General features: G+C 49.6%; 1 protein-coding gene (cut by a window edge). It reads right to left on the bottom strand.

The window, feature by feature from the left end; genetic code table 11:
• On the bottom strand, nt 1-14,265 hold the 5' portion of the coding sequence (locus tag OL444_RS20870) for an SDR family NAD(P)-dependent oxidoreductase (protein ID WP_264729984.1). It extends 2,622 nt beyond the left edge of the window; only the first 14,265 of its 16,887 coding nucleotides appear in the window; its start codon is at nt 14,263-14,265; its stop codon lies beyond the left edge, outside the window.
• Between the last annotated feature and the right edge of the window lie 25 nt (nt 14,266-14,290).

The raw sequence follows: 14,290 nt of genomic DNA on the forward strand, positions 1-14,290 counted from the left end.
TACCTGTGCTTTCAACCGATCCGCACTTTTAGCAGATAACACCACGATGGCCGGCGCCGTACCCACATATGGCTGACGGGGCGATGGCTGGTATTCTTCGATAATCAGGTGTGCATTGGTACCACTATAGCCAAAGCTGCTGATCGCTGCTCTGCGGGGCGCATTGTCAGTAGTTACCCAGTCTTCCAGTTTATCCTGGATTTTAAAAGGACTGTTGGCCAGGTCTATCAACGGATTACATTCCTCATAGTTCAGCGTAGGTGGCAGCTGTTTGTATTTCAACGCCAGCAATACTTTTATTACGCCGCTTACGCCTGCAGCCATCAGCGTGTGCCCGATGTTGGTTTTAACACTGCCCAGGCCGCAATATTGTTTCTTCTTGGTATAGTAGCTAAAAGACGCCGTGAGTGCATCAAATTCTATCGGATCTCCCAAACTGGTACCGGTTCCATGCGCTTCCACATAGCTGATTGTTTCCGGATTGATATTGAATTTTGCATAGACTTCTTTCTCGAGATTCATCTGGGAAACCACACTGGGTGCTGTAATCCCGTTGGAGGTACCATCCTGATTCGTTAAGCTGCCTTTAATCACCCCATAAATATGATCACCGTCACGTTCAGCATCTGCCAGGCGTTTCAGGATCACTACCCCCGCTCCTTCACCTGGCACAAAGCCATCTGCCCGTTTATCGAATGCATAACATTTTCCATTGGGAGATAACATTTCTGCCCTGCTGGCCACCACATAAAATCCGGAGGAGGTCATAATGGATATTCCACCCGCCAGAATTACATCGGTATCGCCGCGCTGCAGGCTGGCGCATCCCAGGTCTATTGCTACCAGTGAGCTGGAACAGGCCGTATCTATGGATATGGCAGGTCCTTTCAGATCGAGCAGATAAGAAATCCTGGATGCCAGGATGGCGCTGGAGTTGCCCCACATCGCCGACGCTTCTGTACTGTCTAAGGTATTGGTGATATAATCGCCCTGACTGGCCCCTGCATACACCCCGCATCTACCCGATCTGAGCTGTTGCGGGCTAATCCCTGCGTCTTCTATCGCCTTCCAGCAATGCTCTAAAAACAGCCGTTGCTGCGGGTCCATCACTTCTGCCTCACTGCCGGATATCCTGAAAAACAACGGATCAAATTTGTCGATGTCTCTTAAGAAACCGCCCCATTTGCTATAGGTCTTACCCGGCTCATTCCGGTCGGTGCTAAAATACTCCCGTGCATCCCATCTGTCTGCCGGTACTTCTTCTATGACACTTCTTCCTTCTTTCAGGGCCTCCCAATACGCAGCGATGTCGCCGGCTGAGCCAAACTGGCCGCTGATCCCTACGATGGCAATATCATTTACCTGTGCCGGCGCAGTTGTACGCGTTTCCTTTACGGCGACCGTTGGTTTTTCTGTAAACGTAATAGTGGGAACAACTACCTCCGGCTGTACAATGCCAGCATCCACCAGCTCCTTGTTTTGTGTATCCGGAAATAGTTCTTCGCGGAATGTTTCCCCGATATAGCCGGCAAGCTGCCGGATATTGGGATAATTAAAAATATCAGTAGGCTTCAACGTTATCTGCAGCAACTCATTGATATTTCTTACCAGCGTAGTACCCAGGATAGAGTCAAATCCATAATCACTGAATTGTTCATCGATATCAAATTCTTTCTTGGGTAATTTGATGGTATCTGCGGCTATGTTGAGTAATTGTTCTGTTAACCAGCCATTATCCTGAGCCGGTGCAGCTACTTTCACCTGCGTGGCCGGCGTACTCACAGGTACAGCAGTCGCAGGTACTGCCTGGATGATACCGTTGCTCCTGGACCGGATAATCTGCTGTGATAATGTATTGTTTGCCGGGAAGCTTTGTGTTTGTTCATATCCGGCGGTGGTCAATACCTGTTGCCAGCTTTCTGCCGATAGTCCCGGACTGCCAGCCAGCCGTATCGCCGTATCTTCATAGAGTCCCCAGCCATCCAGCAAGCCGAAGGTGAGTGTGGCAAATAATTCTCTGCTGGCGATTTCATTCAACAACAGTATCCCATCTTTCTTTAACAGGTTTTTGATGTTCAACAGACTGCTGGTGATATCTCTCGTGGCATGTACTACATTCGCACCAATCACGATATCAAAATCAGCCACCGAAAATCCCTGCCGGTGCGGCGGTTGTTCAATATTCAACAACGCCGTTACCAGATACGGAGCGAGGTTTTTGTAGGTACTTTCTGCATGGAATAAAAAACTTTTGGAGAGATCTGTATACACATATTCCACCTGTGTTTTATAAGGTATCAGTTTTTTGAAGATCACTTCGCTCGTGCCACCGGTACCTGCGCCTACCTCCAGTATACGTACCTTTTCACCGGGTTTCAGTTCCTTCGTCATATCTGCCACCGTATCCCGAACGATGTTGGCCAGCAGTTCATTAAAATAGTCCGACAGATAGTTGCCTTTGTAAATACCACTTACCAGCTCCAGGCTACCATCCGGGAAGATGACATCGGTTGCCCGTGTTTTCCCCGTCAGGATGCCGCTCAACGCTGTCAGACAAGCTTTCACCAGGTTCACATGCGGCGCATAGGCTATCCGGTCTTTTACCAGTTCCTGCAACGCCACCTCCAGGCGGAAAGTAGCCGCCACTTCCCTGACAGCTGCCGGTATGTGCAGTCCTTCCGCGGTGATGTTTACATACCCCAGTGCTTCCAGCTCCAAAATAAATGCCGTAAACAAACGCGCATATTTATCTTCTATATCCAGTGCCTTTCTCAATTCATCCAACGACTGACCGGCGGTTTGCCGGGTAGCTACGCCCAATTCCAATAATACCTGCAACAATCCTTTGCCACAAATAGCTTTAAAAGCGGCTTCACCAGCTTCATCATTTTTATATATCAGTGGCTCCGGTTCCTGCAAAGTAGCTACCGAAGCTTTGCTATCCGCTACTGTTGGTTCTCTGTGTGCAGATGATACCGCAGCAGGATTTGCCGGCACCCAATAACGTTCACGGGCAAACGAATATGTAGGTAAACTGATTTTAGGTGGTTTACCGGCGCCATACAACAGCTCCCAGGAAATATTGACACCTTTCACCCATAACTCCGCCAGGGCGCCCAGCTCGCGGTTCTTCACCGCACTGGTGATATAGGCCCTGCCCGATTCGCCCGTCAGGGAAATAGCCGGTTTTTCTTTACGGGTATTACCCACAAAAAGATCTGCTGTTTTCTCTGATAAATAATCCGACAATCCCCTGATGATAGCTGCCGTATCTTTTGCCAGTAACGCCAATCGCTCTTCCATGGGTTCTCTTCCTACCTGTAGCGTATAGGCTACTGCTTCCGGCATTACATCCGGCGTTGCCAACAGGAAATCTTTCAGCTCCTGCGCCTGCGCCTTCAACCTCGCGGTGTTACGCGCCGATAATACAATCAGCACGGGGAGTCCCGCTGTTTGCGCTGGTAATACAGCAGGATATTCTTCCAGCACCAGGTGCGCATTCGTGCCGCTGAAACCAAAGCTGCTCAAAGCCGCGCGCCGCCGCGTAGCAGGAGCAACTGTCCAATCCTGTAATGCAGTCACTACATAAAATGGACTGGCCGACAAGCGCAGATGTTCGTTCTCTTCCCGGTAATGAATACTCGGCGCCAGTTTTTTATGTTTAAACTGTAACAGGATTTTTTCCAGGCCCGCCACACCTGCGGCAGCAGAGGTATGCCCCAGGTTACTCTTCACGGAACCAATGCCGCAATAACTACTTTTATCTGTAAAGGCATTAAACGCATTGGTGAGGGCTTCTACTTCTACCGGATCACCCAGTTTAGTACCAGTACCATGTGTTTCCACATAGCTGATCGTTTCCGGATTGATCGCATATCTTGTATAAATATCTTTTAACAACGCGGTCTGTGCACTTACACTCGGAGCCGTGATGCCATTTGTTTTTCCATCCTGGTTGATACCTGAACCCAGTATCACCCCTTTAATATCATCACCATCTCTTATCGCGTCGCTCAGACGCTTTAATACCACTACACCCGCTCCTTCTCCCGGTACAAAACCATCTGCGCTGTTATCAAATGTTTTGCATTTACCTTCTTTAGATAACATGCCTGCCGCACACATCTGCTGATAGGACTCTACCCCCAGATAAAGGCTTACGCCACCTGCGAGGGCCATATCCGTTTCTTTCTGCAGCAATGCCTGGCAGGCCAGGTGAATGGCCACCAGTGAGCTGGAACAAGCCGTATCAATCGCAATGGCGGGACCTTTCAGATTCAGCAGATAAGACATCCGGGCGGCAAAAATGGAATGAGCGGTGCCGGTCATGGATTGTGCCTGATTCAGGGCGATTCCTGATTTCAACATCAGGTTACCATATTCACTACCCATGATACCAACGTAAGTACCGCACTTCATACCATCTAACTGCGAGCGTCTGTATCCCGCATCCTCCAGGGCTTTCCAGCATTCTTCCAGGAAAATCCGATGCTGCGGGTCCATCATTTCTGCTTCAGCGGGAGGAATATTAAAGAACAGCGGATCAAATTTATCGATATCATCTACGGCGCCCAGCCATTTGGAATACACGTCACCGGTCTTTTCTCCATCCGCTTTATAGTAACGTTCTACGTCCCATCTGTCTTTGGCAATCGTCGTTACGCAGTCGGTACCGGTGGCGATGTTATCCCAGTAAACACGCAGGTTACCGGCCTTTGGATAACGACCGCTCATACCTACAATGGCAATTTTTTCTGTGGTGGTGGCTACTGCTACCGGCTCTTCACGTGTTGCTTTCACCTGTGGCACTGCTACAATGGGCGCCGGCTCTGCAGGTGGTAATGGCTGCTGTGGTTCCTCACGAAATACTGGCAACGTTGCCGCGACCTGCTCCGCCGGCAACTGATTGGCGATGTAAGCTGTCAGTTCTTTCAACGCCGGATAGTCATACAGTTTGGTTGCCGGCAATTGCAATCCAAATTGTTCATTGATGCTTTTAATCAGTTCTACCCCCAGAATGGAGTCCAGGCCCAGTTCCTGGAAGCTCAGGTTTTCATCCATCTCTTCATCCAGGTACAAAGTTTCGCCCAACATCTTTTTCAGTTGGGATAATATTTTTGCTTCCGTGGCTTCCCTTGCAGGCTTCTTATCCGGTACTGGTGCGGATACAGGTTGCGCTGTTGCAATACTGTCTAAAACAACGCGGGTAGCAACAACAGGCGCCCGTTGTACGGTTGCTTCCTGCACCGGTGCAAATGACTGCTGTGCCGTGATATGACCTGCCAGCAAATGCAATGTGGGATAGTCGTATAGTGTAGTGGCACTAAAGCTGCATCCAAACTGTTCATTGATACTTTTAATCAATTCTACACCCAGGATAGAATCCAGACCCAGTTCCTGAAAAGTAAGTTCACCATTGATATCTTCCTCGATATACAAGGTATTTTTCAGCAGTGTTTCCAATTGAGCGTGTACTTCATTGGATGCGATCATTTCCATTAACCGGTTGTCTTGCTCAACCTGTATGTTATTCTGCATAGGATCAGGGGTTTCACTTGCTATAAGCGGATTTGTAACTGTTACGGCTTCCAGTACATTGGTTAATGCCACTTTCTTTTGCATGCCGGCTATTTCAACGGGGTGGTTAAACATCTCCGCGGTTTTTATCAGTTCCGCCAATTGTATGGCAGTAGTCGCAGATACGGTTGCCGGCTGTGCAGGACGACTGTCTGTTCGTTGTTCTTTATGATCAAACCAGTATCTCTTTCTGGCAAAAGGATAGGTGGGCAAACTGATTCTATCCGGGGTATGCTCCTCATACAACAAGTGCCAGTCAATGTCTGTTCCCTTCACCCACCACCGGATCAGTTGTTCCAGTGCTTTCTCTTTGAGGGCTTGATCTATATAAGCCTGCCCGGCATTATCATCCGGCAGGAAATCCTGTTTTTCTTCTCTGGTATTACCGGTAAAGATATCTCCTGGCGTACCGGATAAGTAGTTATGCAATTGTGCAGCCAGTTCCGCTTTATCCTTTACGATAAAAGCCAGGCGTTCATCCATCGGTTGCCGGCCTATCTGCAGGGTATAGGCGATGTCATACAAATTGGTATGCGGCTGGGTTTCCAGAAATCCGGCCAGCTGCTGTACCTGTTTTTTGAGGCGCTCTGCATTTTTTGCCGACAGCAGTATAATAACCGGATCATCACTGGTATATGCCGGCTTTAACCGGGGCTGGTATTCTGCCACTATCAGATGCGCGTTGCTGCCACCTGCGCCAAAGGCACTGATACCCGCCACGCGGGGTTTATTATCGGCTGTAGGCCATGCCGCCAGCTGTTGCTGTACTTTAAACGGACTATTCGCAAAATCAATCACCGGATTGAGGGTAGCGGCATGTAAAGAAGGGACTAACTGCTGATGTTTCAGCTGCAACAATATTTTTGTCAACCCCGATATACCGGCGGCGGACTCGCCATGCCCGATGTTGGATTTTACAGATCCTATGCTGCAATACTGTTTCTCTTCTGTAGCAAATGCTTTGGTCAACCCGGTAATTTCTATCGGATCACCCAGACTGGTACCCGTGCCATGTGCTTCGATGTAACTAATATCTTTCGTTGCTACACCAGCCTTATTGATGGCTGCTTTGATAACAGCCGCCTGTGCCTGCGGATTCGGTACCGTATAGCCATTTGTTTTACCGCCATGGTTGATCGCTGTTCCTTTGATCACCCCATAGATACGATCGCCATCGGCTTCGGCCTGGCTTAATTTTTTCAGCAATACGGCTCCCACGCCTTCTCCCGGCACATAACCTTCTCCGCCTGCACCAAAGCTTTCACATCTTCCTTTACCGGATACAAATTTTCCCTGGCTTAACAACAGGTATTTATTCGGATGTACACTCAGGTTTACCCCACCGGCAATCGCCACTGCGGTATCTCCTGTTTGCAGGTCTTTGCAGGCCAGGTGGATGGCTGTCAGCGAGGAAGAGCACATCGTGTCCACGGCGATGCTGGGACCCTGAAAATTAAAACAATAGGATACCCTGTTGGCGATACTGGCCGGACTGCCTGCCGGTGTGATAAAATTACCTTTCAACCGTTCTTCTGCGCCAAACAACTGGTACTCTTCATACATCACACCCACGTATACGCCTACACGTGCAGGCGGTTCTCCCGGCAACCGATCTTTGCGGCCTTGTAACGCCTCACTGGTATATCCCGCATCCTCCATGGTTTCCCAAACGGTTTGCAGGAACAGGCGTTCCTGCGGGTCCATTAATCCGGCTTCCCGCGGCGAGATATTAAAGAATAACGGATCAAATTTATCTATATCCTGGAGGAAGCCGCCCCATTTGCTGTAACTCTTACCGGCAGTGCCTTTTTCAGCATCATAAAAGCCGGTTATCTGCCACCTGTCTGCCGGAATTTCTGTAATACTGTCTTTGCCTGCTTTTAAATTCTCCCAGAACTCCGTCACGTTTGCGGCACCGGGGTAACGGCCACTTAATCCGATGATGGCAATATCTTCCGGTTCAAACGCAGATGTATCCGTAGCTGTTTTTGCCGGCAGCGGTCTGAAACGTGTTCCCTGCTGCTGGTGAATGTCGCCGGCGATGTTGTGGCCGGCAGATATCGTTTCTCCTGCCAGTTTCCGGAGCGTATCCGGATGATCTGCCACTAAGCTGCCCGCCAGTTCCTCTACGGTCTGATATTCAAAAAATAAGGTGCCGGATATGCCGGCAAACACTTCTCCCAGTAAATTGGTCAGGCGGGTAATCATTACCGAATCGATACCATACCGTTCCAACGGTGCTTTCGGATCCAGCTTCCCTGCCGGCAATTTTAATTCCCGGGACAGTAAGGTGCGCAGGTACTGGATAGCCACCGGTTTCAACGATGCCTGTGCGGCTTCACCAGACACGGGTGTAGTCTGTTTTACAGCCTGCTCAAACAAGCTCGCGGTGGCTGCTGGTTTCCCATAAACAATCATTACCTGTCCGGCATCACCACCTAATAAGGTATCGAAAGCCTGTAAGCCGGCAGCCGTAGATAATGGCTGCAGTCCCCATTGCTGTTCCAGATATCTTTCACTGTCGGCATCCAGCTGCATGCCTCCCTCTTTCCATAAGGGCCAGCTCATACTGAGTGTCTTACCTTGCCTTTCTCCGCTTAACTGTTTTTCATGCCGGTACAACGCGTAATGGTCCTGCCAGGCATTGGCAGCCGCATAGTCGGCCTGCCCCACATTGCCCAACACAGATGCAATGGAAGAGAAGAACACCATAAAATCTAATGGTTCATCTTTCGTACATTCATCCAGGTTAGTGGTACCTGCTATTTTAGCGGAAAGTACTTCTTTAATGGTGGCAGTCTGTTTGTTGACAATCAGGCTATCCCGCACGACGCCGGCACTGTGAATAATACCATCCAGCTTTTGATACTGTGTTTTGATGTGGCTGATCAAATCGGCTACTTCCGCTTTGTTGCTCACATCACAACGGTGATAGCTGGCATCGGGCAATGCCGCTACAAATGCGGCCTGCGCTACCGTCAGTTCACTGCGCCCGGTGAGAATCAATTTTGTACCGGCAGTACGACTCAAATGCGTGGCGAATATTTTTCCTAAACCACCTGCACCGCCTGTTATCAGGTATACGCCATCTGGTTTGATGTGCATGTCATCAGGTGCCGGTGCAGCGGCCGGGATTTCTTTCGCCTTTTTCACCTCCCGCTTTCCGGCCACATAACGTACCTGCGTATCCGTAGTATATAGTTCTGCTTCCAGGATCTTGGTAAGGGTAGACAACGATAGCTCCGCTACACCAATAACTTTACCGCTTACGCCCGGATATTCCAGCACCGCCGTCTGTAATAGCCCGGATACGAAACCACCTGCTACATAGTCTGCGTTGCTGCATACTACGATAAAATGTGCCTTTGTACGTGCCTTCAATTTCGTCTGCACCATTTCCAATACCTGGATGAAATAGTCGGTGCTATCTGTTGTAGATAAAGCGGTTACCGGCACCTGCAATACCGTTTGCAGCTGACCGGCCAACTCAGCGGAGCCGCCCGCCAACAGGATATGCCGGCTGGTATCTGTGCGGTTCACGGCTGGCGATGCTGCCGGATTTTCTTCCCAGCGATGGGTATATAAACGGGTAACAGCAGGTGTTGCCGGCTGTTCCGTACGATTGACAGGCAGCGTTACAAAATCTTTTATCTGTACCAATACTTCTCCCTGCTCTCCCAACAAATCAATATCATAACCAGTACCGTTGCTGTTTATCTTCTCCTGGCTGCTTTTCCGGACATAACTCCATACAGTAGCCGGTAAATCCTGGTAGATAATAAGTTCGCCTACGCTATAAGGTAACGCCAATCCCAATACCTTTTCGTCCAGACTTAATCCTATACATGTTTGCAAGGCGCTGTCCAGCACACCGGGAATCAGGCTGTAGCCAGCGGCCGGTGTCAACACAATCCGCGACAATGCTGCTGTTTCACTGTAGTAAATTGTTTCTATCCCCCGGAAAGAAGTACCATAATTCAATCCTACTGTTTTGAACAGGTCATAACAGTCAGGCCCGTCTTTTACCAATGGTAATCTTTGCCGGATGCTATCCGGATGTTGCGCTGCTGGCGGCTCCTGCACTGTGGTATGCATTTTTCCCCGGCTGTATATCTTTGTTGCTGTGGCCTCCCGGGAATAAATTTCATAGGCGATATCTTCCCCGGCTGCAGTCAGGCTGATATGCACTGTTACCGGTGTACCATTTACCTTCACCGGCGACAACCAGTTAATCGCTGAGAAGCGCGTCACCGGCACTTCTGCAGCATAGCTACCTGCAGCACGGGCCAGTTCCACCTGTGCCGCACCAGGCAATATCTTTTCGGTTCCCACCTGATGATCAGACAGGAATAATTCTTTTCCTGTATAGATGCTGGTAAACTCCTGTACCCTCAGGGTAGAGCTGTTATAATGCAATAACGGATGCAGCTGATGATGACCGTTTGCAGCAAAGCTTTCGGGTTCCGCTGCTACTGCAATCCAATAACGTTCACGGGCAAACGGATATACCGGCAAACTGATTCTGTTAGGCAGATGACCTCCATACAGTAGACGCCAGTCAATATGCACGCCCTTTACCCACAATTGCGCCAGCGAAGCACTCTCCCTGCATTTAATGGCCGTGGTGATATATGCATGTCCTGCTTCTCCTTCCAGTAAAAAGCCCGCAGGCGCCGTTTCTGTATTGCCAGTAAAATAATCATGCTTTTTGCCCGCCAGGTAATCGGTCAGCTGGTTGATAAAGAAAGCCGGTGTTTTAACAATGAAGGCTACACGCTCTTCCATTTCCTCCCGGCCTGTTTGTAAAGTATAGGCGATCTCATAGGGATTACTTTCCGGATGCTGCTCCAGGTAATCTTTCAGGTTGGTCACCTGTTCCCGCAGCCGGTCGGTATCACGGGCGGATAACACCATGATAACCGGCGCCGTACTGCTGTAGACAGTTGTTGTTGCCGGCTGATATGCTGCTACAATGAGATGCGCATTACTCCCCCCTGCCCCAAAGCTGCTGATGCCGGCGAGGCGAGGCTTATTATCTATGGTAGTCCATGCCTCCAGCTGTTGCTGTACCTTAAACGGACTACCTGCAAAATCTATATTCGGATTTAAAGTAGCGGCATGCAAAGAAGGCACCAGCTGCTGATGCTTTAATTGCAGCAATACTTTCGTCAGCCCGGATATACCTGCTGCCGATTCGCAATGCCCGATGTTCGACTTCACCGAACCGATGCTGCAATACTGTAGTTGTGTAGTGGCAAATGCCTGACTCAATCCGGCTATCTCTATCGGGTCGCCCAGACTGGTACCTGTGCCATGTGCTTCGATGTAACTAAAGTCTGCTGCCTGTACTCCTGCCCGGTCCATCGCTGCTTTGATCACAGCTGCCTGTGCTTTGGGATTAGGTACGGCATAACCATTCGTTTTACCGCCATGGTTGATGGCTGTTCCTTTAATCACCCCATAGATATGATCACCAGCTGCGATAGCGCTACTTAATCTTTTTAAGAGTACGGCGCCTACTCCTTCCCCTGGTACATATCCTTCACCACCGGCGCCAAAACTCTCACACCGGCCGATAGCCGACATAAAATGTCCCTGGCTCAGGGCCAGGTATTTATTCGGGTGAATACTCACATTCACCCCACCTGCGATAGCCTGCTCACAATGGCCATTATGGATACTTTCACAAGCCAGGTGGATGGCTGTCAATGACGAGGAACACATGGTATCCACCGCCATGCTGGGGCCATGAAAATTGAAATAATAAGATACGCGGTTGGCGATACTGGCAGGGCTGCCACTGGGGGAAACAGCATGTCCTTTTCTTTTTTCTTCTATCCCAAACAACGGATATTCTTCATACATCACCCCTACATACACGCCTACCTTGTCACCCAATACCGCTTTGCCGTTTATCGTTCCGGACACACCCGTTCTCGTATATCCGGCATCTTCTATCGTTTCCCATACCGTTTCCAGGAACAATCTTTCCTGCGGGTCCATCAATTCGGCTTCCCGCGGCGATATATTAAAAAATAACGGATCAAATTTATCTACGTCTGCTATAAAGCCACCCCATTTGCTGTAGCTCTTACCGGCACTCCCTTTTTCTGCATCATAAAAACCGGCGATGGGCCAGCGTTCTTCGGGAATTTCGGTGATGCAGTCCTTGCCAGCTTTCAATACTTCCCAGAAGGCGGCTATGTTTTTCGCGCCCGGATAACGGCCACTGAGGCCGATGATCGCAATATCTTCTGATAATGACGACGCCGCTGTTTCCTCCCTTGCAGGTACCGCTACTACTACAGGCTGCGGCTGATTGTTCACTTCCGGTTGTATAGGGTCTGCTGGCTGCAATCCGGTTAATACCTGCAACCGGGCAGCATGGAAGGTGACAAAGTAATCTGCCAGCGCACTCAGTGTCTGGTATTCAAAAAACAAGGTGCGTGGAATCCGGTCGAATGACTGATCCAATAAGCCGGTCAGTTGGGTGATTATAACAGAGTCAATCCCATACCGCTCAAAGGCAACATCCGGGTCCAGTTTATTCAATGGTATTTTGAGTGCTGCCGATAAAATATCTTGCAGGAAACGGATGGCGGCCGGTTTCAGCAAGGCTTCCGCTGCTACCTGCAGCGAAGGACTGGCCGGCTTTGTGGCGCTGGTATCTGTCACGGCTTGTAATACGGCCGATACCCTTTCTGATTTACCGTACAACACGATGCCCTGAGATAAACCGCTGCGGAGCAAAGTGGTAAACGCCGCCAGCCCATCTGCCGAAGGCAATGGTAAAATATCCCATTGCTGCGCCAGATAGTTTTCATGGACTGCCTCTAACTGCATCCCACCTTCTTTCCATAACGGCCAGTTGATGCTCAGCGTTTTCCCCTGTCGTTCTCCTTTTGATTGTTTATCCTGCCGGTAAGCTGCATAGTGATCCTGGTAAGCATTGCCGGCTGCGTAATCGGCCTGACCTACATTCCCTGCTATAGCAGCGACGGAAGAACAGTACACCATAAAATCCAGGGCTTCCCCTTTCGTACATTCGTCCAGGTTATAGGTACCGGCTATTTTAGCGGAGAGTACTTCCCGGATATTATCTATCTGTTTATTGCCCATCAGGCTATCCCGCACCACACCCGCGCTGTGAATGATACCATCCAGTTGTTGATAGCGCGTTTTGATCATCGCTATCAATGCAGCCACTTCCGCTTTATTGCCCACATCACAACGGTGATAGACGGCATCCGGCAAGGATGCCACAAAGGCAGCATGGGCTGCCGTCAGCTCACTACGGCCTGTCAGGACCAGCTTTGTACCGGCCGTCTGACTGAGGTGTGTGGCGAATATTTTCCCTAAACCACCCACACCACCGGTGATCAGGTATACGCCACCGGTTTTAACAGCAACGCCCTCTTCTGTCAGGGAGGCTGCTTTTACGCGTTTTACAGACCGCTTGCCGGCGGCATAACGTACCTGCGTATCCGTAGTATATAATTCGGCTTCCAGGATGGCGGTCAGGTCGGTGATCGCATGTAACGACAACGCCTCTACGCTGATCACCTTACCACTGATACCCGGATGTTCCAATGCGGCTGTTTGTAATAAGCCTGTTATTAAACCATACTCCACATAATCTGCATGGCTGCCCAATACGATAATATGGGTATTAGTTTTTGTCTGTAATTCCGCTTTAACGATTTCCCATACCCGGATAAAGTATTCCGTTGCATTATCTGCCAGTAAAGCCGTTACCGGTATATCCAGTGCTGCCTGCAACTGATCTGCCAGACCAGCCGGGCCACCCGCCAATAAAATCTGATGGCGGCTATCGGGGTTTTCCTTTGCCGGGCTAACTGGTAATACTTCTTCCCAGTTATAAGTATACAAACGGGTACGGCTATCCGCTTTTGTAAACAAATCAACAGGGAGTGTCGCAAAATCGGTGATACGCACCAATACCTCGCCCTGTTCGTTCAACAAATCAATATCATAACGGGTTATCGCACTGCCGTTGTTATCGCTGCGCTTCCGGACATAACTCCACACCGTTGCCGGCAAATCCTGATAAATAGTAACTTCTCCGGCACTGTAGGGAACCGATAACGCGGGTGTGCCTTTTGCCATATGTATGCCGATACATGTTTGCAAAGCACTGTCCAATATACCAGGAGGCAGGCGATAGCCCGCTTCTACCGGTAACGCAATCCGCGACAAAGCAGTCGTATCATTGTAATAAAGCGTTTGAATGCCCTGAAAGCCGGGACCATAATGCAGGCCCAGTGTAGCAAACAGTTCATAACAGGCCGCACCATCTTTCTCTGCTGTCAGTTGCTGCCGGATAGCCGCCAGGTCCTGATTCGCCGGCACTGTCAGTTTTGCTGTGCTGAGTCGTCCCTGGCTATGCACATGTGCCGTGGCCCCTTCCAGGGTATACACCTTGAAACCGGTTTCTTCACCGGCTATTTCAAAGCCGGTATATACTTTCGTAGCCGTGTCTCTGATCTGCAATGCAGCAGGCCAGGTAATATCTTTTATCCGGGTAACCTGCTCCTGTCTCAGATGCGTCGCTCCCGCGGCGGCCAACTCTAAATAAGCTACACCAGGCAGTACTTTTTCTGTGCCTATCCGGTGGTCTGTTAAAAAAGATTCCTGACCTGTATAGATGCTTATAAATTGTTGTTTCATTGTTTGTTTTATTTAGAACTTATGT

Origin of the sequence: Chitinophaga nivalis (genome assembly GCF_025989125.1) — a bacterium.
Classification (GTDB): domain Bacteria; phylum Bacteroidota; class Bacteroidia; order Chitinophagales; family Chitinophagaceae; genus Chitinophaga; species Chitinophaga nivalis.